The following is a 26,758-nucleotide window of genomic DNA, read 5'->3' on the forward strand; positions in this document are numbered from 1 at the left end:
AGATCGGTATCCGATGAGCGTGCCCAGCAATGTCCGGCGCTTCGAAGCGCTGCTCTATGCGTCGTTGATGCTGGACGCCTTGTCCGTTGCGGTCCAGGACCGCACGCCCAGTGCCGAGGTGACCGAGCAGATGATCATGACGGGGACCTTGCTCGCCGGCGGCATGATCCTGCTCCTGGTCTACTTCGTCTGGTTAGCTGCGCATTGGCGCAAGAACTGGCCGCGCTGGGTGCTGGCGGCGGCGCTCGTGCTGTCGGTGATCTCGCTCGGCCAGATCATCGGGGAGAAGGGCATGGAGCTCGACAGCGCCATCGAGATCGTCTCCTGCGCGCTGACGACGGTAGGCCTGTATTTCTCCTTCAGCGGCGACGCGCAAGGCTGGTTCAACGCGTGAGGTTTTGCGCGGTGCCGTAGGGTGGGCAAAGGCGCCCTTGCGCGCCGTGCCCACCACAATCAATTAGCATCGGGTGGATCAAATTGGTGGGCACGCTTCGCTTTGCCCACCCTACGACAGCTCGAAATGCGGTAAGGTTCCTCCCATGGAATGGACCGACGAAGGCATCGTGCTGGGCGTGCGGCGGCATGGCGAATCCAGCGCCATCGTCGAGCTCCTGACGCGCGGGCACGGTCGTCATCTCGGCCTCGTCCGCGGCGGCGCCGGCTCGCGGATGCGGCCCTTGCTGCAGCCGGGCAACAGCGTCAGCGCGGTGTGGCGGGCTCGGCTCGACGAGCATCTCGGCACCTATGCCATCGAGGGATTGAAGCTGCGTGCGGCCACGTTGCTCGGATCATCCCATGGCGTCTACGGCGTCACCCATCTCGCCTCGATTGCGCGCCTCCTGCCGGAGCGCGATCCGCATGAGGAGATCTTTGCGCTGCTCGAGCATTCGCTCGACGATTTCGACGACATCGGGGGCGCCGCCGTGCACGTGATCCATTTCGAGCTGGCGATGCTCGCCGAACTCGGCTTCGGGCTGGCCCTGGAAAACTGTGCGGTGACCGGCGAGACCACGGACCTGATCTATGTCTCGCCGAAATCCGGCGGCGCGGTGTCGCGCGGCGCGGGCGAGCCGTGGCGCGACCGCTTGTTGCGCCTGCCGCCGTTTCTGCGCCAGGGCGAGACCGCAAGCGACCTCACCGAGCAGGATCTCCAGGACGGTTTTCGGCTCACCGGTCTGTTCCTGCTCCGCCATGTGCTGGAGCCGCGTGGACTGGGCCATTCCGACGCGCGCGCGGGCTTCATCAACGCCTTGATCCGGCAGCAGGCGAAAGCGGCAATTCCCGCGCCATGAGCCGAGCGGGACTCTGCTTTGCCTCCGGGCATGGAGTTCCCGGGAACGAAGTAGGGCTGGTTGAGTTCGCTTCCTCAGGTTCCATAGCGGGGACAGCCTAAATGTTGATCAGAGGATTCGCCTTGTCCGCGGCGCTGCTTGCGTTTGCGCCTGATGCAATGGCCGGCGAGCCGCAACCCGGCGTGTTTCGCCGGGCGTCCTGTACGGTCGTCCGGTACTATGTGGCGAAATATTCTGCTGCGGCCGCAGAGACATGGGCGCGGTCGAAGGGAGCGACGGAGGCTGAAATCGAGGCCGCCCGGCGGTGCCTGACCAATGTGCCGGCGCCGGCCCAAACGCCTGGTGGGACCCAGACCCAGACCGTGACAGCCGGCTGGGCCGGGCATTAGCCGCCCACAGGGAACCAATCCATCCTTGCCCGATTCGCTTCCACGGTTTAACCGGGCGGCATGGGAAAACGAATCGTTCCGCCGGAAGAACCGGCCGAAATTCACGAGGTGCCGCTGCGTGAAGCGCTCGAGGAGCGTTATCTCGCCTATGCGCTCTCCACCATCATGCACCGCGCGCTGCCCGACGCGCGCGACGGCCTGAAGCCGGTTCACCGTCGTATCCTCTACGGCATGCGCCTGCTCAGGCTCGACCCCGGCACGGCCTTCAAGAAATCCGCAAAAATCGTCGGCGACGTGATGGGCTCGTTCCATCCGCATGGCGACCAGGCGATCTACGACGCCATGGTCCGCCTCGCGCAGGACTTCTCCTCGCGCTATCCGCTGGTCGACGGCCAGGGCAATTTCGGCAATATCGACGGCGATAATCCCGCCGCCTACCGCTACACCGAAGCGCGCATGACCGACGTCGCGCGGCTTCTGCTCGACGGCATCGACGAGGATGGCGTCGAGTTCCGCGCCAATTACGACGGCCAGTCGAAGGAGCCGGTCGTGCTGCCCGGCGGCTTCCCGAACCTGCTCGCCAACGGCGCGCAGGGAATCGCGGTCGGCATGGCGACCTCGATCCCGCCGCACAACGCGGCCGAGCTTTGCGAAGCCGCGCTGCATCTGATCGAGAAGCCGGACGCCAAGTCCAAGGCGCTGATGCGGTGGGTCAAGGGGCCCGATTTCCCGACCGGCGGCATCTGCGTCGATTCCAAGCAGGCCATCGCCGAAGCCTACACCACCGGCCGCGGCTCGTTCCGCGTTCGTGCGCGGTGGGAGCAGGAGGAGGGCGCGCGAGGCGCCTGGGTCGTCGTCGTCACCGAGATTCCCTTCCTGGTGCAGAAGTCGCGGCTGATCGAGAAGGTCGCCGAGCTGCTCGACCAGAAGAAGCTTCCGCTGGTCGGCGACATCAGGGACGAATCGGCCGAAGACGTCCGCATCGTCATCGAGCCGAAATCGAAGAACGTCGATCCCGCGCTGATGATGGAATCGCTGTTCCGTCTCACCGAGCTCGAAAACAAGATTCCGCTGAACCTCAACGTGCTGATTAAGGGCCGCGTGCCCAAGGTGGTGGGTCTTGCGGAGTGCCTGCGCGAATGGCTCGACCATCTGCGCGACGTCCTGATCCGCCGCAGCAACTACCGCAAGGCGCAGATCGAGCACCGGCTGGAAGTCCTCGGCGGCCTCCTGATCGCCTATCTGAACATCGACAAGGTCATCAAGATCATCCGCACCGAGGATGAGCCGAAGCCGGCCTTGATGAAGGAGTTCAAGCTCACCGAAGTGCAGGCCGAAGCCATCCTCAACATGCGCCTGCGCTCCTTGCGCAAGCTCGAGGAGATGGAGATCCGCACCGAGGACAAGAACCTCCGGGCCGAACTCAAGGGCATCAACGCGGTGCTGGCCTCGGAAGCCGAGCAGTGGAAGAAGGTCGGCGAGCAGGTCGGCAAGGTCCGCGACATGTTCGGACCGAAGACGCCGCTCGGCAAGCGCCGCACCACTTTTGCCGACGCGCCCGAGCACGATCTGGCCGCGATGGAGGAGGCCCTCGTCGAACGCGAGCCGGTGACGGTCGTGGTCTCCGACAAGGGTTGGATCCGCACCATGAAGGGCCATGTCGAGGATCTCTCGGGGCTCGCCTTCAAGCAGGACGACAAGCTCGGCTTCGCGTTTTTCGCCGAGACGACCTCGAAGCTGCTGCTGTTCGCCACCAACGGCAAGTTCTACTCGCTCGATGTCGCGAAGCTGCCAGGCGGCCGTGGCCACGGCGAACCGATCCGCCTGTTCATCGACCTCGAGCAGGAGGCGGCGCCCGTCGCGCTGTTCGTCAACAAGGGCGGACGCAAATTCCTGGTCGCGAGCAGTGAGGGCCAGGGCTTTGTCGTCAACGAGGACGATTGCGTCGGCACCACCAAGAAGGGCAAGCAGGTCCTCAACGTCGACATGCCGAACGAGGCGCGCGTGGTGACCGAAGTGCTGGGCGACACCGTCGCGGTCATCGGCGAGAACCGCAAGATGCTGATCTTCCCGCTCGACCAGGTGCCGGAGATGGCGCGCGGCCGCGGCGTGCGGCTGCAGAAGTACAAGGACGGCGATCTCTCCGACGTTGCCGTGTTCGAGGCCAAGGCGGGCCTGACCTGGAAGGACTCCGCGGGCCGCGAGTTCTCCGCGACCATGAAGGAGCTGGCGGAGTGGCAGGGCACCCGCGCCGACGCCGGCCGCCTGCCGCCGAAGGGTTTCCCGAAGTCGAACAAGTTCGGCCGGGGGATCGGGTAGGGCGGGCTCGCGTCCCGGACGCGCTGCAACGCTCTTGGCGTTGCTGCGCAGAGCCGGGACCCATGCTGCACGGATTGCTCTGAGACATGGGCCCCGGCTCTGCAACGCACCGCCGAAGTGGCGCTGCGCTGCGTCCGGGGCACTCGTCAATGTGTGGTACACATCTGTCTCCCCTTCGCCATTGCGAGCGAAGCGACTTGTCCGCCGAAGCCTTTGGCGAAGGCGGGTGCAATCCAGAATCTCTCCGCGGCGGCAGTCTGGATTGCTTCGTCGCTTCGCTCCTCGCAATGACGCGCGGCGAAAGCGCCACTGTCCAAATGCCATCCTGCTGATATCATCAGCCATCCCGGTATTCTCCGTTGAGACCTAACGCGATGTACGATGTCATTGTTGTCGGCGGCGGCTCCGCTGGCGCGGCTGTTGCGGCACGGCTGTCCGAGGATCCAGCGCGGCGCGTGCTGCTGCTTGAGGCCGGCCGCGACTGGCGCGCCGATGAGGCGCCCTGGGAGGTGCGGACGCCGAATCCGATCCCGATCATCCACAAGCGCGAGTACCAGGAGAAATGGCAGTGGCCTGATCTGTTGTCGCGCCGCGTTGCCGGGCAGGAGGCGCGCTTCTACTGGCGCGGCAAGGGGCTCGGCGGCTCCTCGATGATGAACGGCCAGATCGCGATCCGCGGCGTTGCCGATGCGTTCGACGAATGGGCCGCCAATGGCTGCACCGGCTGGTCGGCCAGGGAGGTGATGCCGCTATTCTCCGTGATCGAGGACGATCTGGAGTTCGGCGATGCCGAGGGCCACGGCCGCGGCGGGCCGCTGCCGGTCTATCGCGCGCCGCCGGAGACTTGGGGACCGATCGATCGCGGCTTGCGAGATGCGGCGCTGGCGAGCGGCTATCCCTGGTGCGCCGACCTCAACGGCCCCGATGGCGAGGGCGTTGCCTGCTATCCCATCAACAGCCGCAACAGCCGCCGCATCAGCACCAATGAAGGTTATCTCGAGCCGGCGCGCGGGCGCGCCAATCTGGAGATCCGCGGCCATGCGCTGGTCGATCGCGTCCTGATCAGCGACGGAAGGGCAACCGGAGTCCGTGTTCATGTCGAAGGGCAGGGCACCCACGAGATCATCGCGCGGCAGATCGTGCTGTGCGCCGGCGCCATCCACAGTCCGGCGATCCTGTTGCGCTCGGGCGTCGGCCCGGCCGAGGAATTGAAGGCGATGGGAATTGGCGTCGCGCGCGACCTGCCGGTCGGCCGCCACTACTTCGATCACCCGCTGTTTCGCACCACGATTCAGCTTCGCGAGGAGCTGCGTCCCACCGACCCCGACACCCGTCACACCAATTGCTGCGTGACCTATTCCTCGGGTCTCGCCGAGGGCGGCAAGCGCGACATGATCCTGATCGCCTTCAATCATCGCGGCATCGGCAATCCCGGGGCGATCGGTGCGGGCCTGTTCAACGCCTATTCGCGCGGCACGCTGAAACTGGCCTCGACCGACCCCGCGATCGATCCCGTGGTCGAGGAGAACATGCTGGCCGATCCCCGCGACATGCTGCGCATGATGGATGCGGTGAGACGGCTCGCCGTGATCACGTCGCAGTCGGCGCTCTCAGGCATCGCGGACTGGATCCGGCTCGCCGACACCGATCTGACGCTGCCGCAGGCAGCTGCCCTGCCGGATCACGAACTCGATGCGGTGCTGCGCCGTGAGACCGGCGACATCCAGCACGCCGCCGGCAGCTGTCGCATGAGCGGCGCCGGGGATGCCGACGGCGTGGTCAATCCTGATGGCGCCGTGAAAGGCATCTCCGGCTTGCGTGTCGCCGACGCCTCGATCATGCCGTCCGACTGCCGCGCCAACACCCATTTCACCACGGTGGTGATCGGCGAAGCGATCGCGCGGATGATGATGCGGTAGCGGAATTGAGGGAGGCGCAGGGCGTCACAACACCGGTGTCATGCCTCGGCTTGACCGGGGCATCCAGTACGCCGCGGCGTCTTTTATCCGTCACGATTGCCTCTGAGATACTGGGTCGCCCGGTCAAGCCGGCGACGACACCGCGGGTGAGGTCAGGCCACCGTCACGTCAATGGTCATTTCCAACAGCAGGCGCACGTTCGCATTCTCGCGGCGCGTCTCGCCCGAGTCTTGCTTCTCGCACGCCCTCGAAAATGACAAGGGCGCAGGGAAGGCCGGGCGCCGGCTGGCACCCGAGATCCGTGCGCGACAGAAATGCACACGGGGTGGACCACAGGTGATGCCGGTCGCCCGGCCTTCCCTGCGCGAATGGTTTTAACGGTGTCCTTCGTGCTCTCCTCGGGGAGCGTTGCACTATTGCCCCCGTCGCCTTGCGGATGATCGATGCGCGCGCCGGTCGGCCGCCACATCACCGCAAGACTTGACGCACAGACCCCGGGCGTCGGGACCACACGACTTCTCCGTCCGCGCACGTCCTCGCTGGGAATCCGAGGGGTGGCGTGTGCTCGCCCCCGAAGCCATGCGAAGACGCTGTCAGCGTCGTGTCGTTCGCGCGGAAAGCCATTGCTCACGGCTGAAGCCGCCCTGCAATGCCCATCGCGCCCGACGCCGTCGCGTCCATCGCTGCCCAGCCCGCGGTTCGTGACGATCGCGATCCGCCCCTCGTCTCGGGCCAGGGTGATCAGTCTGTACGACAAATCCGAATTTCGGTAAAGTGGAATATTTTGCGGGACGGGGCTTGACAGGCGACGTAGCGGAATTGGCCGGCTGTTTTGCCCGACGGGCGCGCTGCGACGAGCGTTTTTTTGAGGACGGGTGTTCGCGAATGGCAGCTTCCAAGGGCAAAGCGGAACTCGTTCCGCTTGGTCGCCATCGACGGCTTGCGACCCGGACCGGAAGCTGACCGAGTTCGTGTATGAACCATTTGAATTGTGACCCCGACCAAGGGTCGAAGAGGGTTCGGGGAAATAGCAATAGGCTATCTTCGGCCGCTCCCGACGCCGCAGAAGCGATCGGGCGAGTGAAGAAGGCTTTGAGCCAAAAATGGTGAGCAATCGAGCTATGCAGAAGCGCTCAACCTTCAATGTAAGGCAATTCGGAGTTGATGGTCGAAAGACGTTCTTCTTGCTGCTTCTCCTTTTCGCGATCCCCGCGGGCGACTGCTCCGCGCAGACACCTCCGCCCCCAGTCAGCGAACATGCGTTCGAGCGCGTGCCGCCGACAGTCGTGAAGAGATTGGCGACCCGCTTTTCGCTAGGCGCATTCGCCGGCCGCTTCGAGGAGACGCGGCTCGGCGCGGTTCGTGAAGCCGTGGGCGAAGGGACCGTCCAACACCAGGGCGACGCTGGAGGTAGCATCTATTGGCTGTGCTATAGGCGCGCGCAGCATCGATTATGGGTCGTGTCCAGCGGAGAGATGGGCGGCCCGGACCATCTTGTCACAGAGGTCGTGGAAGAGCTCACCGAGAAAGACACCGAGACCTCGGCAGATTGCGCCATCATCCCGGAAAAGTTCGCGCCCCTCGTCTTCGACGGCAAGCTGCATTTGGGTATGTCGCGTTTGGAGGTAGTCAAGGCGCTGGGACCGCCGTCGAAGTCGGAAGCTGCTCAGATGGTGTATTACCACGAAGGAAAGCTCGCGGACGGTTTCGATGAGACCGCATGGTTCGTTCTCCGATTTCGTGAGAAAAAGCTCGTGTCCATGCGCGGCGGCAAGACCACGACGAATTGAAGTGGCAGCTATCCGCTCAATCTGGCGCTAAAGAGACGTTGTCTCTCGGTCATAAAGCAGACGCCACTTCGGGCGCCAAGGTCCGCTTTTGCCCCTTGCCGAAGGTCTCGCTGGTCATTGGAATGTCGCCCCACAGAGGTAGAGCGGACATCGTTTGGTTCGGCTGGAGGCGCGGCTTTTGACCCGAAGCAGACGTCGCGGCCGATTGGGTGTCACCATCGATTCCCTCAATCGCTTCCTACCGGCCGTGCGGCGGTCGAGCACATCAATTTTCGACTGAATTTCGCTGGCCTGACGCGGAATGAGGTGCGACACTCGCGTCGCGCGGTTTTTGTCACGCAGTAGGCCAGCATGGCTGACATCCCGGCCACTCGCTATGTTAAAAGTGACGACGTCCATATTGCCTATCAGGTGATTGGTGACGGTCCGCGCGACCTGCTGTTCGTCCCGGGTTTTGTCTCCAATCTTGAGGCGCTCTGGCAATCGCCGGCGCGCACCGCCTTTTTCTGCAGGCTTGCAAGGTTTGCGCGGATCATCATGTTCGATAAACGCGGCACCGGAATGTCCGATCGCGGCTCCCAGATATTCACGCTTGAACAGCGGATGCACGACGTGCAGGCAGTGTTGGACCAGGTCGGCTCCCGACGGGCCACCTTGTTCGGAATATCAGAGGGCGGTCCGATGTCGTTGCTCTATGCGGCGACCTATCCCGAGCGCACGTCGGCTCTGGTGCTTTACGGCACCTATGCACGACGCTCGTGGGCGCCTGACTATACATTCGCATGGACAGATGCGCAGTGGAGCACTTTCCTGGATGACATAGAGCACCACTGGGGCACGACTGATGCAATGAGTTTGCTGATGTGGGCGCCCAGCGTTGCCGGGAACAAGCACGCAGTCGAGCAAATTGCTGCCTACTTCAGGGCCTCGGCAAGCCCAGGCGCGGCATCTGCAATCATGCGTATGAACCGGGACATCGATGTCAGAGATATCCTGCCTGTCACGCGCGTACCGACGTTGATTTTGCATCGCACCGACGACCGCGTCATCGACGTAAAGCATGCCCGCTACATGGGCCAGCGGATTCCGCGCGCCAAACTGATTGAGCTCAACGGCGAGGACCATATGGTCTGGGTTGGCAATCAGGATGCAATTCTTGACGAGGTCGAAGAGTTCGTCACCGGGCATCGGCAAACAGCGGAGCCCGACAGGGTGCTTGCGACTGTGCTGTTCGTCGACATTGCGGGATCGACGGAACGCGCCGCCGCACTCGGCGACGGCGCCTGGCACGTGCTGCTCGATGCGTTCTATGCCAAAGCGCGGGGCGCGCTCGGCCAGTATCGAGGGCGCGAAATCAACACCGCCGGCGACGGGTTTCTTGCCACGTTCGACGGCCCGGCCCGCGCCGTGCGTTGCGCCAGCGCAATCCGTGATGCGGTGCGCCCGCTCGATCTGAAGATCCGTTGCGGTTTGCATACCGGCGAATGCGAATTCGTCGCTCACGACATTGTCGGCATTGCTGTACATATTGGCGCGCGTGTAGCGGCGCTAGCTGCCCCGGGTGAAGTTCTGGTCTCGCAAACGGTCCGCGATCTCGTGGCAGGATCCGGATTGGCCTTCGAAGAGAAAGGTACTCACCTGCTCAAGGGAGTCCCCGACCGTTGGCGTCTGTTCCGCGCCGTAACGGGCGAGCGCTTCGGTTGACGGCCTCTTTCATATTAGGCCAAGTCTGCGATGTCGCTTGTTGGCCCATCAGCGAAGTGACGCGCTCTCGGATTGACGTCCGCTCCGTGCGGCATGGCGGACTGGATCTGCTCACCCCGAGTTCTTCGCATTTTGACCCCGACTGAGACATTGGCGCTGGGCGTCTGTCGCTCGTTTTGCGTTCAGGACCAGGGCGGCTCTTCGCTCGTCCCGGCTGCCTCGTGGCGGATCGTGACATCCGCCGAACGCAACCCGGTCAGCAATACAGTTCTGACAGTGGCAGCATCAAATCCAATATCCTTGGCATTTGGTGGATGTGCCTCGCTGTTCTTCAATCGGAGCGCAAGGTGCAATTGCTCGCAAAGGTGCTGAACGATGAGATTGACCTGATCGTCAGTCATGATCGGCTTCTCCTGCGGCCATTCCGCTACCCAACCAGGTAGCGCACTTGAGAATCGGACGGTACGCGATTGGACCGCCCATGGGATCACCCTGTGCGATGACCATGGGCGGATGAATGAGACGCATTCGGTTCGCTGCAAGGCGCGAGTCCGAAATTCGACGACATCAGCAAGAGGGCGGCGCTCCCACGCAACTGTCGGCGTTTACGGCTACTTTATGCCCGAGGACCCATTAGGCTCTATGTGCACCAAAACCTCGCCGGTTGTGATTTCGGGAACTCCAAGATCGAGGTCAGGCAGACTTGCTTGAACAAACGCCAGTATCTTGGCATTTGCTGCATTGGCGCTTTCGCGGTCGTCAAATATCATCACGGCGATACCAGCACCGTCGCCCGCATCCAGCACAGAGTAAGATTTGAATCCGGGCGATTGCCTTAGGATCTCGCCGACGCCGCTCTTGGCGCGACGAGCAGCGTCCGCGACCGAACGAACCTTGGTATACTTGCGAATGACCATGTACATGGGGCCACCACGCGCCACACGCCCGCACGCATCAAACCACATCGGCCCTAGTCGGACTAGGGCCTACTACGGGATGGGTCACAGCGCCCGGTTGGGCGGACCGCGCAACGCGCTTTTTCCAATGAGCCATCCTCGCCCCGCAAGTGGAGGCCGAGGTGCTGAGGCTCAGGAGCCCTCGAACTTGAACGACACGGTGAGCTTGGCGCGATAGGCCTCAACTTTTCCGTTCTCATCCAGTTGCATATCGAGCTTGATGACCTCTGCAACGCGAAGATCCCGGAGAGATTTCGCAGCTTGCTCGACCGCATTGGCGGCCGCCTTCTCCCACGAGTCGCTGCTGGTACCGACCAGTTCTATGACCTTGTAGACGCTATCAGGCATGTCGTCCTCCTGTTCGGTATGACCGAGGAAATCTAGCATCAGGATCTCGACGCTGATACGCGGCTCTTGGCTCCGAATGGACTGCCGGGCCTGCGCCATCGTGTCCGTTCATGGCGGATCGATGGAAAAGCGTCCGATTGGCTGTCTCTTTTCAGTCTGCCCGGACCGGGAGGCAGCACGATCCGGTTGGCGCGCAAGCTCACGCTCGAACAAAACGGCTATGGCTCGCGCCGATCGCGAGAAAGATGCCCCAAGGAAGGAAGCTCTGGCTCGCACGCGGACCATCTCGGTCACCTGCCTCGCCGAAAATGGGGTAAAGTGCCCCAGGGCTCACATCCGAGGAGCAACAACATGACCCTACTCCCCGAGCTGGTTCCCGCCAGGATCGACTGGCATGTCTTCGCGGTTATGAGCAACGCGATGCCGCCTCGAGATCCTGATGACGACGAAGAAGATGACGACGAAGAGGATGAGGACGAAGAGGATGAGGAAACCGACGAATCGCCGGTCGTGCGCGAGCCGGACGAAGACTAAGCGGGATGCTTGGAGGTAGCCTGAGCTTCAGTGAGGGCGATCCCCAGCCTTGCGTGCGGCGCACTGGTGCGTCCGGCGGCTTTCAAGGTCGGTCTGATTTCGAGAGCCGCGGATAGACGCTGAATGGACCAAAGTTTCGGCGCAGCTCTATCGGCGTTCACGGGTAGAGGAGGTGAGCATGACCCTCATATGGCTTGGTGTGCTGCTTGTTTTCGGCGGCATACTCCAGATGGCGTTTCAGCCCATCTGGCGAGGCCGATTCAGCGGTGGAAGGTGGCTTCGCTCCGGGCGTGACACGCTGGAGCCTGAAAGGCCAGGTGGCGGCTTCGGCATCAAATCGAACTGGCCTGGACTTGTAATGGTCGCACTTGGCGGCACTTTCTTGCTGGCCGGAGCTGCCATCTGAGCTGAAATGAATGTCTCGGGCGTCGCCCGTTTTCTGGCCGCGCCAATGTGCTGGGGCCGTGTCTCTTCCTGGCCCCAAAGCCACCATGCAGCTCCGTCGGCTTCGATGTCGCCTTCCAACCGCAAACCCGACACAACGAACCGACGAGTACGTGCCTCAAATCACCCCCGCCATCCGCAGCGCCACCCCGGCCGCGCATGAGCCCGCAAGCACGGTCAGCATCCCCAGCTTGAACCGGAAGATCGCAGTTGCTGCCGCGATTGCCAGCACCAGTGCGGGGAGATCGACGCTCGTCAGCACCGGCCTGTCGAAATCCAGCGGAAACGCATGCACCGGCACCGTCTCGCGGAACAGCGTGTGCAACGCGAACCAGATCGAGAGGTTGAGGATCACGCCGACGACGGCGGCGGTGATTGCGCTGAGCGCGCCGGCGAGGCCCGTGTTGCCGCGGAGCCGCTCGATATAGGGCGCGCCGACGAAGATCCAGAGGAAGCAGGGCGTGAAGGTGACCCAGGTCGCGAGCAGTCCGCCATACGTCGCAGCCAACAACGGCGACAGGCCGCCCGGATCGCGGAACGCGGCCATGAAGCCCACGAACTGGAGCACCATGATCAGCGGGCCCGGCGTGGTCTCGGCCATGCCGAGGCCGTCGAGCATCTCGTGCGGCTTCAGCCAATGATAGTGCTCGACCGCCTGTTGGGCGACATAAGCCAGCACGGCATAAGCGCCGCCGAAAGTCACCAGCGACATTTTGGAGAAGAACAGCGCGATCTGGCTGAACACGTTGCCTTGCCCGAGCGCGAGCAGCAACACGACCACCGGCACGAGCCAGAGCGCCAGCCAGAACGCGCCGACGCCGATCGCGCGCGCGGTGTTGGGACGCACATGCTCGGGCACGGCTTCGCCGAGCATGCTGTCGATCAATGCCGTGCTGTCGCCATGGCCGTGACCGGCGGGGGCGAATTCGCCACGGCCGCTCCGCGCGCCAGCGTAGCCGATAAGGCCGGCGGCGATGATGATGATCGGGAAGGGGACGGCGAAGAAGAAGATCGCGACGAAGGCGATTGCCGCCAGCGCGATCATGACGCGGTTCTTCAACGCGCGCTTGCCGACGCGCACCACGGCCTCGACGACGATGGCGAGCACGGCGGCCTTCAGCCCGAAGAACAGCGCCTCGACGAAGCTGACATTGCCGTAGATGGCGTAGATGTAGCTGAGGCCCATGATGGTGATGATGCCGGGCAGGATGAACAGGCCGCCCGCCATCAGTCCGCCGGCGGTGCGATGCATCAGCCAGCCGACATAGGTCGCGAGCTGCTGGGCCTCCGGTCCCGGCAGCAGCATGCAGTAGTTCAGCGCATGCAGGAAGCGGCCTTCGGAGATCCATTTCTTTTCCTCGACCAGGATGCGGTGCATCACCGCGATCTGGCCCGCAGGCCCGCCGAAGCTCAGGCAGGCGACGCGGAGCCAGACGCGAAAGGCTTCACCGAAGCTGATGCCGTGACCGGCATCAGCTCCAGCTTGAACGTTACGGGTGTCCATTAAGCCTTCACCTTGTTGGTCGGCCAGTTGTGGGTCTCGGTGGTGGCATCACGGCACCAGCGGTAGAAGGCGTCGTACAGCGTCATGCCGGCCTCGAGCTGCGCGAGGTCGTCGTCATACATCCGCGACAGCCCGAGCGAGGCCGCGAGCAGGCCGGGCGCCTCCGGCGCGAGGTCGGGCCGCGCGGTGTCGGCGCCGCGCACCAGCGTGGCCAGCCGCAGCAAAGGCGGCGTTGCAATGCCGAACTCCTCGATCATCACGTCGAAAGTGCAGAGCTCGCCGCGGTGGCTCCAAAACACGTTCTCGATGTCGAAGGGGGCAGCATTGAATCGCTCGCCGACGGCGACCACCTCGGACGGCGCCACGTACAGGAACACCGCATTGGGATCGACGAAGCGGCGGATCAGCCAGGGGCAGGCGATGCGGTCGACCTTGGGTCGGGCCCGCGTGACCCAGACGGTGCGGCCCTTGGCATCGCGTGGCGGCAGCTTGCGGGCGTCGACCAGCGGCAGCTTGGCCGCCTTCCAGCCCTCGAAGCCGCCCTCCAGCGTCTCGGCCTCCACGCCGAGCTGGCGGAGCCAGGCCGCCGTGCCCTGCGCGAGCTTCTCACCGCGGAAGCACGAGACGACGGCCCGGCGGCCGGCGAAGTCGCCGCCCCAGTCCGTCACATTGTCGTGGCTGAGCTTGATGGAGCCGGGGATCAGCCGTCGGTCGGCGGCAAAATCCTCGTCGGTGCGCACATCGATCAGGGCAGGGCCGTTCGCCGTGCCGATCAGCCGTGCCAATTTGTCAGATGATATGGTCGTGAACGTAGACATGATGCGTCCTCGCATAAATCGAACGGGACGCGATACTTGGGCATGTCGCCTCGTGGGGAGATCGCTCAAATCCCCATGGCGCGGATTACAGCGAAACTAGGAAGCACTGTCAATCCGTGGGATGATTGGACCTTCGAAAAGTGATGCACGGCGACTATACTGTCCGCCAACAGAGCTGAATCTCCTGGAGAATTCGATGCATTCCCATTCCATCGAACAATGGACCCACGACCACGCCTTCCTCGGCCAGAAGCACGACGAGAACGAGCGGCGCACCTGGTTCGTGGTCGTCCTGACGCTGGTCATGATGGTCGGTGAGATCGTGGCCGGCTCGCTGTTCGGCTCGATGGCGCTGCTGGCCGACGGCTGGCACATGGGCACGCATGCCGCCGCGCTCGGGATCGCCGCCTTCGCCTATCGATTCGCGCGGCGGCACCTGGGGAATGCGCATTTCACCTTCGGCACCGGCAAGTTCGGCGATCTCGCCGCCTTCGCCAGCGCAATCATCCTCGGCCTGATCGCGGTCGAGATTGCCTATGAGAGCGTGCTGCGGCTGATCAATCCGGTGCCGATCGTCTATGGCGAGGCGATTGCGGTGGCCGCCCTCGGACTGTGCGTCAATCTCGCCAGCGCGTGGCTGCTGCGCGACAGCCACGATCATCACCATCACGGCCATGATCACGGCCACAGCCATGCGCATGATGACCACGACCATGATCATCACGGCCATCACCATCATCACGACAACAATCTTCGCGCGGCCTATGTCCATGTCATGGCCGATGCCGCGACCTCGGTGCTGGCGATCGCAGCTCTTGCCGTCGCCATGTATTCGGGATGGGTCTGGGCCGATCCGGCGGTCGGCCTGATCGGCAGCGTGGTGATCGCGAGCTGGGCGTTCGGCCTGATCAAGACGTCAGGCGCGGTGCTGCTCGACGTGCGCGCCGACGAGAAGCTGGAGCGGGTGATCCGGGCGCGCATGGAGGTCGGCGACGACCGCGTCACCGACCTGCATCTCTGGCAGGTCGGCCCCGGCCATTGCGCCGTCCTGCTCTCGGTGGTGTCCGACAAGCCGAAGCAGCCGGCGGTCTACAAGCGGCGGCTCGCCGGATTGAAGGGCCTCAGCCACATCACGGTGGAGGTCGAGACATGCCCGCATTGACGTGAACCGCGCAAGCGGAATTCCGCGGCGCGGCCGGGGTTGATCCTCGGTCGCAGCCCGCATAGCTCTACCGGAGGAACAATGATGCCCAGGATCACGTTCGCTGTCGCCATCGCTGCACTCGCTTTGTCCGGTTCCGCGGCGCTGGCGCAATCGGAAAAGGCCGGCGTCGAGAAGCTCTATGTGCTCAACTGCGGCGAGGGCACCGCAGGCGATATCTCGCGCTGGACGCCAGGCTTGAACGAAGGCAAGACGATGGACTTCGTCGACACCTGCTATCTCGTCAAGCACAGCAAGGGCTGGTTCCTGTGGGACACCGGCATCGCCGATTCCGTCGCAAGCATGCCCAATGGTCTCGTGCCCGCCGATCCCAAGGCCGTCACCTGGCGCCGGCCGAAGACGCTTGCCGCCCAGATCGAACAGCTTGGGCTGAAGCCCGATGACGTCAAGGCGATGGCGGTCTCGCACACGCATCCCGACCACACCGGCAATGTCGAGCTGTTCCCGCAGGCGACGCTCTTCGTGCAGAAGGCAGAATATGATTGGCCCGGCGCCAACAACGAGCCGCGCTTCAAGCCCTCGCACCCGGTGGAGCTGCTCACAGGCGACAAGGACGTCTTCGGTGACGGCAGCGTGACCATCCTGTCGACGCCCGGCCACACGCCCGGACACCAGTCGCTGCTGGTGAAACTGCCGAAGACCGGCGCGGTGGTGCTGTCGGGCGACGCCGTCCATTTCAAGGATAATTGGGACAACCGCCGCGTCCCCAGCATGAACGTCAACAAGGACCAGAGCGCAGCCTCGATGCAGAAGATCGCCGACACGCTGGCCAAGGAGAAGGCGCAGCTCTGGATCAACCACGACAAGGCCCAGCGCGACAGCCAGAAAATGGCGCCGGAGTTTTACGACTAGGGCGGATCAGCCTTTCGGTGCCGTCACTGTGGGCGGGCTCGCGTCCGGCGTCTTCTTGGGCTTGAGGGTGCCGGCGTAGAATGAGATCAGCCAGATCAAGAGGAGGGCGAGGAGGTAGACGCCCCAGGCCTGCGGCGGGGTGGTGGCCCAGCGCAGGAGGCTTTTGAATGTGCGGGGCGGGCCAGCGTCCTCGGTCATGGCCCGCTTGTGCTTGAAACCTCGGGCATGGTCAATCGGGCCGCGGCTTGGTGCGAACCAGGAACAGCGCCGCCAGCGCCGACAGGCTGAGCGCGGACGAGACGATCAGCACCTTGGCGCCCATGAGGTCGATCAGCAGGCCGAAGGTCAGCGGCGCCACCGCCTGCGCCATGCGTGCCGGCGCGCCGATGATGCCGAGACGGTAGCCGAAATCCTTCGGGCCGAAAATCGACAGCGGCAGCGTGCCGCGCGCGATCGTCAAGATGCCGTTGCCCGAGCCGTGGAACAGCGCAAACGCGCTCGCCGCGGCGCCGCCGAAGATCGCCACGATCACCGCGCCGATCGGGTGGGTGAGGCAGGCGAGCCGGGTCGACCACAACGGATGGAAGCGGCTGAGGAAGCCGGCCTCCAGGATGCGCGCGCCGACTTGCGCCGGGCCGATCAGCGCGCCGGCCGCGATCGCCTCGACCGGCGTTGCGCCCGTCGTCTCGAGGATGCGGGGGAAATGCGCGGCCATCGCGCCGGTGACGGTCCAGACCGCCGCGAAGATGAAGGCGAGCAGGATCATGGTGCGGTCGAGCGGCAGATGCGGTTTTTCCGCCGTGGCCGCCGCCTGCTTGGCGCCCTTGATCGTCGGCAGCACGAAGAAATTGAGCGGCAGGCCGATCAGGATGTTGGCGGCCGCCCAGGCAAAGCAGGTCTCGCGCCAGCCGATATGCGACAGGCCCCAGGCCGTGAGCGGCCAGCCGACGGTGGAGGCGAAGCCCGCCATCAGCGTGATACCCGTGATGGGCCTGCGCGCCTCGGTGCCGTAGATGCGCCCGAGGGCGGCGAAGGCGGCGTCGTAGAGCCCCATCGCCATTCCGATTCCGAGCACGAGCCAGGCGAACACCATCACCGGGACGGACTGCGCGAAGCCAAGCAGCGCGAGGCCGGCGGCAATCGTCAGGTTCGAAGCCGACAGCACCTGCCGGCCGCCGACGAGATCGATCTGACGCCCGATGCGCGGGCCGAGCATCGCCGAGATCACCAGCGAGGCCGAGAACGCGCCAAAGATCCAGTTGGAGGAGACGCCGAGGTCGCGCGCCATGGGATCGGCGATCAGCGCCGGCAGATAATAGCTGGACGCCCAGGCCAGGGTCTGCGTGGTCCCGAGCGCCAGGATGATCGGAAGCTGGCGCTGGCTCATAGTCTTGTATTTCTGGTCGGCAGGGACATCGGTTCCATTTGCAGCCGGCACGACACTGCGTCAACAGCGGTTGCGGCATATTCGACCTGCTGCAGGCGGGCGCCTTGGTTGCATGACGTTCGCGCGTGGCCTTCCGCTCGTCACGAATGCACGCCATAATGGCGCATGCAATTGACCTCGCGCCTTGCGCTGATGAACTGGCTGACCGGCCAGGGGCTCACGGGCCTTCCCGAAATCGACCTGCTCCGCGGCTTCTGCGAGCGCTGCCGCGCCGAGGGGCTGGAGCTGTCGCGTGCGCTGGTCGTGATCGATACGCTGCATCCGATCTACGAGGGCCGCGGCTTTCGCTGGAGCGACCGTCCCAGCAACGAGAGCGACGCGTTCGAATACGGCTCGACCGCCGAGGGCGACGCCGCCGCAAGCTGGCGCCGCTCGGTGTTCTTCCACATGCTGGAGCACGGCCACGACGAGATGGTGATCGATCTGGCCGACGCGCCGTCGATGGATTTCTCGCAGATCGGCGAGCTCGCCGAAAAAGGCCACAAGCACTATCTCGCCTTCGTGCACCGCTTCGGCGAGAACGGCGCGCTCGGCCTGATGGACTGCCTCTATTCCTGCTGGACCACGCGCCGCGACAGCGGCTTCAGCGACGGTGAGTTGGAGGCGCTGCGCGATCTCGTCCCGGTGCTGGGGCTCGCGATCAAATCGGCGCAGCAGGTCGACATCGCGCGCACGCTCGGGCGCGTCTATCTCGGCCGCGACGCCTCCGAGCAGGTGCTGCGCGGCCGCATCTCGCGCGGCGTCACCGAGCGCATCAACGCCGTGCTCTGGTACTCCGATCTGCGCGGCTCGACCGGAATCAGCGAGAGCATCGGCCCCGACGAGATCATCCCGTTCCTCAACGATTATGCGCAGGCCGTGATCGACGCGATCCACGAGGCCGGCGGCGACGTGCTCAAGCTGATCGGCGACGGCGTGCTCGCGATGTTCTGGGGTGAGGACATGGCGGATGCGCGGCGCGCTGCGCTCCGCGCCGAGCATCTGTTCCGCAAGAACGTCGCGGCGCTGAACCGGCGGCGGGAGGCCGACGGCCGTCCCACCACGTCGGCCTATATCGGCCTGCATGTCGGCGAGGTCTTCTACGGCAATATCGGCAGCGAGGACCGGCTCGATTTCACGGTTGTCGGGCCGACGGTGAACGAAGTCAGCCGCATCGCCTCGATGAGCCGCTCGGTCGACCGCGAGCTGCTGGCATCGGCGGAATTCTACAAGGGCCTGGATGCCGCCGGCCGGCGCTATCTCGTGTCCACCGGCCGCTACGCGCTACGCGGCATCGGCCGCGCGCAGGATCTCTACACGCTCGATCCCGAGGTCGATGCCAGCGAGCCTGTGACGGGGAGCTACGAGCGATATCTGGCGAATTAGCCCGGCTGCAGCAAACACACACCGTCAGTGCGAGCGCAGCGAAGCAATCCAGGGTCTTTCTACGGAGGGATTCTGGATTGCTTCGTCGCGAAGAGCTCCTCGCAATGTCGGCGTAACTAGCAGCGCACCGCCACCTCATCCCCCACCATGTCCGGCTGCCGGTCCAGCGCCACGGCCGGCGACAGCCAGATCACCAGCGCCTGCACGCCGAATACGGCGGCCGCGAGATAAAGGCAGGCTTCCGCGCTCCAGAGGCCGCCGACGATCGCGCCCAGCGCCGAGCCGAGCGGGCGGGCACCGTAGCTCATGATGTTGATGGCGGAGACGCGGCCCAAGAGGCGCGGCGGCGTCACCGACTGGCGCAGCGTCGTGGTCGAGATCACCCACAGGATCGGCCCGACGCCGAGCAGGAAGAAGCTCAACGCCGCGAGCCAGGGCGAGGGGATCAGTACCGTCAGCGCCATCACAACAGCTGCAACGAAACCCGTGACCGGGCCGAGGCCGACGACGGTGCCGAACGCGAGCCGCTGCATCACGCGCGTTGCGAACAGCGCGCCGATCACCATGCCGACGCCGTACATGGTCAGCACCGTGCCGACGCCGGCGGCGGTGAGGCCGAGATGGCGCACGGCATAGGGCACGAACACCGCGATCTGCAGGAACCAGCCGGTGTTGAAGATGAACTGGGTGATGAACACCGGCCGCAGCAGCGGATGGTGGAATACGAAGGCCGCGCCTTCGCGGATGTCCTGGAGCGGATGGCGCCGCGGGGCGGGGGCACGCGCGGGTTCAAAGATGCCCGAGAGCAGCACGACAGCGATGGCCGAGAGCGCCGCGGCAAAGCCGAAGGCCGGGCTGGCGCCCCACCATCCCACAAGTGCGCCGCCGAGGACGGGTCCGCTTGCGAAGGCGACGGTTCGCGCCAGCTCAATGCGGGCATTCGCCGCCGGCAGGAGGTCAGAGCTGACCAAGGACGGCACCAGCGCCGGCGCGGCCACGCTGTAGACCACTGTGCCGCACACGGCTGCGAAGCCGAGCAGCGCCAGCAGCGGAAGATTGAGGGCGCCGAGCGCGAGCAGCAGCACGATTGTCCCGAGGGCCACCGCCCGCAGCGCCTCGGCCCCGGCCATCAGCGAGCGACGCGAGATGCGGTCGGCGAGCAGGCCGGCCGGGATCGCGAACAGCACGAAGGGCAGGGTCAGTGCGGTCTGCAACAGGCCGGTCTGGCCTTCGGCGACCCCGAGCGTGAGCACGGCGACGATGGGAGCTGCGGCCAACGCGATCTGCTCGGCTGACTGCGCCGCGAGGTTGGACCAGGCGAGGCGGCCAAAGGTGTCGGGGAGGCGAGGCGGGTTTGACATGGCTCATTTCCTGCAAAGTCGGGTAGGCGCCAGTATCCGGCGCCAACGGCCGTCAAACCCACCCGCTTCCCGACACGGCGGCGAATAACGGCAGGAACGGGAACCCATGCCGCTAGATGCAGTTGCAAATGAGTTGCAATAAGACTCGATTTCGGTATTCTCGCCCCATGGATGCCCGATCGCCTGATTTGAGTCCCGACGCCGCCGGCTGGCGCGCTGATGCGCCCGTCACCAAAAGTCTCGCCGAGGTCAACGCCACGGTCGCCGTTCCGGCCGCTGGCCGCTGGTGGCGCCGGCTGCTCGCCTTTGTCGGCCCAGGCTATCTGGTCTCAGTCGGCTACATGGACCCCGGCAATTGGGCGACCGACCTCGCCGGTGGCTCCAAATTCGGCTACACGCTGCTGTCGGTCATCCTGCTTTCGAATTTGATGGCGATCCTGCTGCAGTCGCTGGCGGCACGGCTCGGCATCGTCACCGACCGCGACCTTGCGCAGGCCTGCCGCGCCACCTATTCGCCGGCGGTGAATTTGCTGCTCTGGCTGGCCTGCGAGGCGGCGATCATCGCCTGCGATCTCGCAGAGGTCATCGGCACGGCGATCGCGCTCAAACTCCTGTTCGGCATTCCCCTGATCGGCGGCGCGCTGCTCGCGGCGCTCGATGCCTTCCTGCTGCTGCTCCTGATGAACCGCGGCTTCCGTTTCCTCGAAGCCTTCGTCATCGCGCTGCTGGCGGTGATCGCGGTCTGCTTCGCGGTCCAGATCGTGGCTGCGGCGCCGCCGGTGGCGGAGGTCCTGCACGGCTTCATGCCGAAGAGCGAGATTTTCACCAACCCGGAAATGCTCTACATCGCGATCGGCATCATCGGCGCGACGGTGATGCCGCATAATCTCTATTTGCATTCCTCGATCGTGCAGACGCGCGCCTATGAGCGCAACGACACCGGCCGGCGCGAGGCGATCAAATGGGCGACGACGGACTCGACCATCGCCCTGATGCTGGCGCTGTTCATCAATGCTGCGATCCTGGTGGTCGCAGCCGCAACCTTCCACAAGAGCGGCCATTCCGACGTTGCCGAGATCGGCCAGGCCTTCGAGCTGCTGTCGCCGCTGCTCGGCCTCGGCATCGCCTCGACGCTGTTCGCGGTGGCGCTGCTCGCCTCCGGCCTCAACTCGACGGTGACGGCGACGCTCGCCGGCCAGATCGTGATGGAAGGCTTTCTGGACCTGCGTCTGCCGAGCTGGGCGCGCCGCCTGCTCACGCGCGGCATCGCCATCGTTCCGGTGATCGTTGTTACGGCGATCTATGGCGAGCGCGGCACGGCGGATCTGCTGGTGTTCAGCCAGGTCGTGCTGTCGATGCAGCTGCCCTTTGCGGTGATCCCGCTGGTCCGCTTCGTCTCCGACCGTCGCAAGATGGGGCAGTTCGCGATTCCGGGATATGTCGCGGCGATCGCGTGGATCGTCGCGGGCGTCATCGTGATTTTGAACGTGAAGCTGCTGGTGGATACGCTGTTCGGGTGAGAGCGGCGGCTATTTGTCCGGCCCGTTCAAGTGGGCCTTGCCCGGACGGCCCCCCGATCAGGCAGCGAGCATGACCTTTGCGAAAGCGAGCGTCTGCCCGGTTTGATGTGTTGGCTGGCGACGTTGCTTCCGTTTCGCGCGCAGGGGTTGCAAAACCTGGCGTCGGAACTCGATTTGGCAAACTGTCACTTTTCAATCTGTGCGGCGCGCGTATACTAGTTGCAATTGCTGACCGGGCGTACAATAATAACCCCTGTTTCAGCATTGATTTTGCTTCCGGCGGGATGATCGGCGGGTCCTGCGCCGGACCAAGAGCGGCCACTGCAAATCTCCGGGCTCATCTATCGGTTGTGCGCGAATATGGTTGGCGCACGAAATTTTTGGTTTGATCGTTTGGATTGATCGACAGCTTGTTTTTCTGCTGAGCGGGTTCACGCCCCGAAGGGGCGATGTTCAAGCCAGAACGCGTTGGTAATTTCGTTCAAGTCATTGATGAGTGTGTGCTGCCGTGACCAGGTGTCCCGCTTGTTCAGCCCGTATTTCCCGCGAGCATCGCTTCTGCTCTCAATGTGGCGCGAGTCTCAATCGTAACGCGGAGGAGCCGGGCGCCCCCGAGCGCGATGCGCACGTCGTCCAGCTGCACCATCATCTTCCCGTTCGCTCGCAGATGCTGACTGAAAACAAGCAGGTCAGCGTGCTGTTCGTCGACGTCTGCAACTCGACCTCCCTTTTGCAGCATGTCGACCCCGAGGAAGCCCGCGCCTATCTCGGCAGGGCACTGGACCGGCTGGCTGAGGCGGTCGAGACCTATGGCGGCACGGTGAGCCAGTTGCTCGGCGACGGCCTCGTCGCCTTGTTCGGCGCGCCCGTGGCGCAGGAAGACCACGCCCTGCGGGCGTGCCTTGCCGCTCTCAAGATGCAGAGAGCATCCATTCCAGCCCATGACGTCGGAGGCGTTGTGAGCCCGACGCTGCGCATCGGTATCAATTCGGGCGAGGTGCTGGTCGGTATCGTCGGACAATACCGGTGGTCCCATTACGGCGCGGACGGAAAGACAATCCATCTCGCCTCGCGGCTTGAAAAGATGGCGCCGCCCGGCGGCATCCTGATCAGCGCCGCGACGCAGCGGCTGGTCGCGCAGCAGATCGACACGCGTACGGCCGGCGTGCGGATCGTGCGCGGACTGGATGATCCGATCGAAGTGCATGAAGTCGTGGTCGAGACCGAAAGTTCGGCGGCAGCGCCGTTGACGCGGAAACAGCGCTGGGCGCCTCTGATCGGACGCGAAGACACGTTGAGGATCCTGGAAGGGACCCTGGAGACCGTTCAAAGGTCCGGAATGCGAACCATCGGGTTGTGCGGCGATGCCGGGATCGGCAAGTCGCGCCTGATCGTCGACTGGATGGACAGCCTCGCGCGGGAGGGGGTGGAAGTCTGCTTTTCCCAGGCGAGAGGATATGCGAGCACGCGGGCCTACAGCACCGCCACCGATCTGACCGCAAGTTTGGTCGGGCTTCCGCAAACCAGCGCGGCGGACATTCGGCATTCCGCCAAGCAGACGTTGATCGCGAAATGGCCCAATGACGGCGCCGAGCATCTGGCGGCGGTCAATGATCTCTTGGGACTTGCGGCGCCGGATGAGGCCTGGCTGGCGCTGAACCCGGCGCAACGACGGCGCCGGATCGGCGAGGCGCTGCTCTGGCTCGTGCGCAGACGCGTGCGGTCCGGCGCGTTCCTGCTCGTGCTCGAGGACGTCTTCCTGGCCGACCGCGAGAGCCGGCGGCTGTTCGAGGGCCTGCTTCCCAAACTTCAGGCGCTGCCGGTCCTGATTTGCGTCACCTATCGCCCGGATTTCGACCATCAGTGGCGTCGAGCCTCCTGGTTTTCCGAGCGCGTGATCGAGCCGCTGGGCGACGGAGAAATGCTCCAGCTCGCGCGCGCCTGTCTCGGCGATGATCCGTCCGTGCTCGGCGTCATGACCGAACTGGTCGCGCGTGCCGACGGCAATCCCTTCTTCCTGGAGCAACTGGTCTTCACGCTGATCGATGACGGGTCGTTGGAAGGGACCCCGGGCGCCTACCGTTTGCAGAGGCCTTTCGGAGAGCTGCGCGTGCCGGGCTCCATTGCGGCGGTGATCGGGGCGCGGGTCGACAGGCTGCCCGAAGCCGCAAAATCGGCGCTCGAGGCTGCGGCCATCCTGGGCGATCCCATCACGCACGATTTGGTTGCCGCGATGCAGGCCGTGGACCTCGAGCGCGCCGAAGAACTGCTAGGCCTTTGTGTCGCGTCCGGATTGCTGACGAGTCCGGATCAGGCGAGGGGCTCGCACGGATCGCACGCCTTCGCGTTCCGCCATGCGCTGGTCCGTGACGTCGTGCTCGGGGTGCTCACGCGCGCCAGGCTCAAGGCACTTCATCGCCAGGCCTTCCTGGCGCTGCACGCCCAGCCCGGGGCCGCCGATGTCGATGCCGCGCCGGCACTGGCGCATCATGCCTTCGGGGGCGAGGAATGGGAGCAGGCGGCAAGATTTGCCGTCAAGTCGATGGCTCGTGCCATCTCGCGCTCGGCCAATCAGGAGGCCGTCCAGCTGCTGGAAAAGGGCATCCAGGCGGCACGGCGCGTCGAGGGCGCGACGACCGCCCAGACCCTGGAGCTCGCGCTTCGGCTGGAGGCCATTGGCGCAATGCTGGCTCTCGGGCAGATCGACGAGATCTTCGACAACATGGAGCGGGCTGAAGCCATCGCAGTGCAACTGAACGATCAGCGTGCAAGGGCGGCGGTTTCGACCGAGACGGCGGTGTTTTTATGGATGCGCGGGCGTTTCGAGCAAGGTCTCGGCTACGCTTCGCAGGGACTGGAAGCGGCTCGCCTCGCACAGCGTCGTCACATGATGATGGCGGCGCATCAGACCCGCCTCATGCATCTGCATGCGCTCGGGCGGTACGCGGACGCGGCGGCCGAAGGTCACATCCTGCTGTCGGACTACGAACCGGAATTGTCGGCGCATTATGTCCAGTCCGGCTGGGCTGCGATTCCGATCATCAACCTGTACGCATTTCATGCCAGCACGCTGTGGCGCCTCGGGGATGGCGGCGCCGCGGACGATTTCTGCGCCAAGAGCTATGAGATTCTGTCGAACATCGATCACCCATATTCCCGTCTGTTGATCGACACGGTCCAATCGCAGATCTGGGTCGAACGCGAGGAGCTCGACCGTGCCGAGTCCCTGATGCGCACGGGTGTGCAGCAATGCATGACGCACAACGTGCCGACGATGCTGTCCGTGTGCACCGGCGTTCTCGGCAGCGCGCTGGCGCGCAATGGCAAGGCTGCCGAAGCGGTGCCCATGCTGGAGAAGGGGTTCGCCGATCGCATCTACGAGGCGGCCGGCCCCTATGGCAGGACGTTCATGCGCGTGAGCCTGGGTGTCGCCTATCGCAAGCTCGGACGACTGGATGATGCGATCGCTGTCGGACGCAAGGCGGTCGAGCAGGCCGCTGAGGAATACGGACACCAGACCGAAGCCCTGTACGAGCTCGCCGAAACGCTGCGGCAGGCCGGCGATCAGGCCGGGGCCGAAGCGCATTTCAAGCGAACCGCCGAGGCGGCGGAGCGTCTGGGTATGCCTCACTACCGGAAACGGGCCGCTGCGGCGCTCGCAGATCGGCGGAAGGACGGGTACGCAGCATGAAAATCTCAGCTGGCACTCCTGATGCAATGCCGCCGGGGCTCCGCAGCCTCTCCTATGGGATCTTCTGTTGGGCCAATCGCCGTCCGAGGGCATTGCGAACCGTCGGTGCCCTGTTTCGGCTCTGGCCGTTAGCGGGCGGCTGGTTCGGCATGGCGGCCCGCGCCAGTGCGGTCAAGGGTGTGCTGACCAGGCCGCAGAGTTTCTCGAACTCGGCTCATGCGGCCAATCTGGCCGCCGGCGATTACCTGATTGGCATGGATCCGGGTCCTACCTACCACGACGACAGGCGTCTGCTCGATGACCGGTTGGCTTTGCTGGCTGCGAGCCTGCCGGCCGCGGCCGATCAGGAGGTTCAGCGACGCGTCCAGCAGCTTGGGCAGCGCGGGACGAACAAGTCGTTCGACCTCATTGACGATTACCTGATGTGGATCGTGTTTCGAGCGATGGATCCGCTGTTCGGGGCGGCAACGGGCAAGGTGGTGGCGGGCGCGCATGGCAACGTCAACGATCCCGGGCTGCAACGGCAATATCTCCTGGAAATCAGGTATGTCGCAGGCCAGCTGCTTGCCGGAAGCACTGCGACGCTGAGGGTTCAGCGACGGGCGGAACTCTGCTCGGACGCGTTGCGGGCACGTATCGCCGCCGTGAGCCGCGACATCGAACAGGCTTGGGGTGTCCAGAGCACCGCCAGCACCATCACGCGGAATGCCGCCGGTCTTGCCTGGATTTCGCATCCGGTCACGGTGCAGTCGGGGGCACTGGCCGTGCAGGAGTTGCTCGGGCGCTCCAGGGTTCACCGGGCCTTGCGGGCCGAAGCCCAGCGGCTCGGGCCGGCCGGCGTTTGGCAAGACGCCAAGTTCCGCGATCTGGTGCGCGAGCACATGCTCGAGCTCATGCGCTTTCGACCCATCTTTCCGCTGCTCGCGCGCGACGTGCCGCGCGATACGGAATTCGAGACCGGGGCGCGGCACAACGCGCCGTGCTCCGCTGGCGGCAAGATGGCGATCTGGTCGATCGCCGCCCTGTTCGATTCCAGGGTGGTCAAGAAGAGCGGTCGGTTCTGTCCCGCCCGCAATTGGGGGCCGCACCAGGATTTGCGCTGGCTGATGTTCGGATACGGCACCCGCCAATGTCCCGCCAAGGATTACGCGGTCGAGATCCTGACGAGTGCGCTGATTGGTCTGCTGATCCTGCCCGAGTTGCGGCTCACGCGGGGCGAGGGCAAGGCCATCGCCTATGACGGCCCGCTGATGTCTCGCATGCGCGTGAACTTCGTCTGACGG

The 26,758-nt window shown here is 64.7% G+C and carries 23 protein-coding genes; 15 read left to right on the forward strand and 8 right to left on the reverse strand.

Features of this window, described 5'->3' with window-relative positions; translation table 11 throughout:
- Positions 1-13: 13 nt before the first annotated feature.
- The 7 genes from GDN70_RS18000 (at position 14) to GDN70_RS18035 (ending at position 9,413) form a co-directional block, all read left to right on the forward strand.
- On the forward strand, positions 14-394 hold the full coding sequence (locus GDN70_RS18000; protein WP_038972470.1) for a hypothetical protein: 381 nt from the start codon (positions 14-16) through the stop codon (positions 392-394).
- Between the two features lie 145 nt (positions 395-539).
- On the forward strand, positions 540-1,292 hold the full coding sequence (gene recO, locus GDN70_RS18005) for a DNA repair protein RecO (protein WP_038972471.1): 753 nt from the start codon (positions 540-542) through the stop codon (positions 1,290-1,292).
- A 101-nt stretch (positions 1,293-1,393) separates the two neighbouring features.
- On the forward strand, positions 1,394-1,681 hold the full coding sequence (locus GDN70_RS35525; RefSeq protein WP_028144254.1) for a hypothetical protein: 288 nt from the start codon (positions 1,394-1,396) through the stop codon (positions 1,679-1,681).
- Positions 1,682-1,741: 60 nt separating this feature from the next.
- Positions 1,742-4,000: a DNA topoisomerase IV subunit A gene (gene parC / locus GDN70_RS18015; protein ID WP_028144255.1), complete on the forward strand. Its 2,259-nt coding sequence runs from the start codon at positions 1,742-1,744 to the stop codon at positions 3,998-4,000.
- A 374-nt stretch (positions 4,001-4,374) separates the two neighbouring features.
- A complete protein-coding gene (locus tag GDN70_RS18020; protein WP_038972472.1) occupies positions 4,375-5,919 on the forward strand; it encodes a GMC family oxidoreductase in 1,545 nt (514 codons plus the stop codon).
- Positions 5,920-7,103: 1,184 nt separating this feature from the next.
- Entirely contained in the window at positions 7,104-7,709 is a 606-nt protein-coding gene (locus GDN70_RS18030) for a hypothetical protein (protein WP_152036339.1), read from the forward strand.
- A gap of 351 nt (positions 7,710-8,060) precedes the next feature.
- Positions 8,061-9,413 carry an adenylate/guanylate cyclase domain-containing protein gene (locus tag GDN70_RS18035; RefSeq protein WP_028144258.1) on the forward strand — a complete coding sequence of 451 codons (1,353 nt, stop codon included), beginning with the start codon at positions 8,061-8,063 and terminating at the stop codon, positions 9,411-9,413.
- 182 nt (positions 9,414-9,595) lie between these two features.
- Here the strand turns inward: GDN70_RS18035 and GDN70_RS18040 are convergent, their stop codons facing one another.
- The 3 genes from GDN70_RS18040 to GDN70_RS18050 form a co-directional block, all read right to left on the reverse strand.
- The gene (locus GDN70_RS18040; RefSeq protein ID WP_038972474.1) at positions 9,596-9,814 is read right to left on the reverse strand and encodes a hypothetical protein; all 219 of its coding nucleotides are present in this window, start codon (positions 9,812-9,814) and stop codon (positions 9,596-9,598) included.
- Between the two features lie 210 nt (positions 9,815-10,024).
- Positions 10,025-10,336 carry a hypothetical protein gene (locus tag GDN70_RS18045; protein WP_028144259.1) on the reverse strand — a complete coding sequence of 104 codons (312 nt, stop codon included), beginning with the start codon at positions 10,334-10,336 and terminating at the stop codon, positions 10,025-10,027.
- Between the two features lie 165 nt (positions 10,337-10,501).
- Positions 10,502-10,816 (reverse strand): dodecin family protein, encoded by a 315-nt coding sequence (locus GDN70_RS18050; protein WP_283807477.1) that lies wholly within the window; start codon positions 10,814-10,816, stop codon positions 10,502-10,504.
- 252 nt (positions 10,817-11,068) lie between these two features.
- Between GDN70_RS18050 and GDN70_RS34985 the strand changes: the two genes are divergently transcribed.
- Complete coding sequence (locus GDN70_RS34985) at positions 11,069-11,251, forward strand: hypothetical protein (RefSeq protein ID WP_038950900.1); 183 nt, start codon at positions 11,069-11,071, stop codon at positions 11,249-11,251.
- Positions 11,252-11,429: 178 nt separating this feature from the next.
- Positions 11,430-11,657 (forward strand): hypothetical protein, encoded by a 228-nt coding sequence (locus tag GDN70_RS18060; RefSeq protein ID WP_026202141.1) that lies wholly within the window; start codon positions 11,430-11,432, stop codon positions 11,655-11,657.
- A 156-nt stretch (positions 11,658-11,813) separates the two neighbouring features.
- Here GDN70_RS18060 and chrA read toward each other — a convergent pair whose 3' ends face one another.
- On the reverse strand, positions 11,814-13,199 hold the full coding sequence (chrA, locus tag GDN70_RS18065; protein WP_038972475.1) for a chromate efflux transporter: 1,386 nt from the start codon (positions 13,197-13,199) through the stop codon (positions 11,814-11,816).
- Positions 13,199-14,017, reverse strand: a complete 819-nt coding sequence (locus GDN70_RS18070; RefSeq protein WP_028144262.1) for a chromate resistance protein ChrB domain-containing protein — start codon at positions 14,015-14,017, stop codon at positions 13,199-13,201. The genes chrA and GDN70_RS18070 overlap by 1 nt, the downstream gene beginning before the upstream one ends.
- Before the next feature lie 196 nt (positions 14,018-14,213).
- Between GDN70_RS18070 and dmeF the strand changes: the two genes are divergently transcribed.
- Together dmeF and GDN70_RS18080 are read left to right on the forward strand one after the other, a co-directional pair.
- Entirely contained in the window at positions 14,214-15,179 is a 966-nt protein-coding gene (gene dmeF / locus GDN70_RS18075; RefSeq protein WP_038950902.1) for a CDF family Co(II)/Ni(II) efflux transporter DmeF, read from the forward strand.
- Between the two features lie 81 nt (positions 15,180-15,260).
- Entirely contained in the window at positions 15,261-16,091 is an 831-nt protein-coding gene (locus GDN70_RS18080; RefSeq protein ID WP_152102851.1) for an N-acyl homoserine lactonase family protein, read from the forward strand.
- A 6-nt stretch (positions 16,092-16,097) separates the two neighbouring features.
- On the opposite strand, the gene GDN70_RS18085 is transcribed toward GDN70_RS18080, so the two are convergent.
- Together GDN70_RS18085 and GDN70_RS18090 are read right to left on the reverse strand one after the other, a co-directional pair.
- Positions 16,098-16,289: a hypothetical protein gene (locus tag GDN70_RS18085; protein WP_152102852.1), complete on the reverse strand. Its 192-nt coding sequence runs from the start codon at positions 16,287-16,289 to the stop codon at positions 16,098-16,100.
- Positions 16,290-16,320: 31 nt separating this feature from the next.
- Positions 16,321-17,478 (reverse strand): MFS transporter, encoded by a 1,158-nt coding sequence (locus tag GDN70_RS18090; protein ID WP_152103709.1) that lies wholly within the window; start codon positions 17,476-17,478, stop codon positions 16,321-16,323.
- A 165-nt stretch (positions 17,479-17,643) separates the two neighbouring features.
- Between GDN70_RS18090 and GDN70_RS18095 the strand changes: the two genes are divergently transcribed.
- Positions 17,644-18,903, forward strand: a complete 1,260-nt coding sequence (locus GDN70_RS18095) for an adenylate/guanylate cyclase domain-containing protein (protein ID WP_152102853.1) — start codon at positions 17,644-17,646, stop codon at positions 18,901-18,903.
- A 116-nt stretch (positions 18,904-19,019) separates the two neighbouring features.
- Here the strand turns inward: GDN70_RS18095 and GDN70_RS18100 are convergent, their stop codons facing one another.
- Positions 19,020-20,264: an MFS transporter gene (locus GDN70_RS18100; RefSeq protein ID WP_152102854.1), complete on the reverse strand. Its 1,245-nt coding sequence runs from the start codon at positions 20,262-20,264 to the stop codon at positions 19,020-19,022.
- Positions 20,265-20,431: 167 nt separating this feature from the next.
- Between GDN70_RS18100 and GDN70_RS18105 the strand changes: the two genes are divergently transcribed.
- The 3 genes from GDN70_RS18105 to GDN70_RS18115 all read left to right on the forward strand — a co-directional run bounded on the left by GDN70_RS18105 (position 20,432) and on the right by GDN70_RS18115 (position 26,755).
- On the forward strand, positions 20,432-21,784 hold the full coding sequence (locus tag GDN70_RS18105; RefSeq protein WP_152102855.1) for an Nramp family divalent metal transporter: 1,353 nt from the start codon (positions 20,432-20,434) through the stop codon (positions 21,782-21,784).
- Between the two features lie 667 nt (positions 21,785-22,451).
- Positions 22,452-25,475 (forward strand): adenylate/guanylate cyclase domain-containing protein, encoded by a 3,024-nt coding sequence (locus tag GDN70_RS18110; protein WP_244439227.1) that lies wholly within the window; start codon positions 22,452-22,454, stop codon positions 25,473-25,475.
- A complete protein-coding gene (locus GDN70_RS18115) occupies positions 25,472-26,755 on the forward strand; it encodes a hypothetical protein (RefSeq protein WP_152102856.1) in 1,284 nt (427 codons plus the stop codon). Before GDN70_RS18110 ends, GDN70_RS18115 begins: the two co-directional genes overlap by 4 nt.
- Positions 26,756-26,758 lie beyond the last annotated feature (3 nt).

The organism is Bradyrhizobium sp. TM102, assembly GCF_009176685.1.
Classification (GTDB): domain Bacteria; phylum Pseudomonadota; class Alphaproteobacteria; order Rhizobiales; family Xanthobacteraceae; genus Bradyrhizobium; species Bradyrhizobium ottawaense.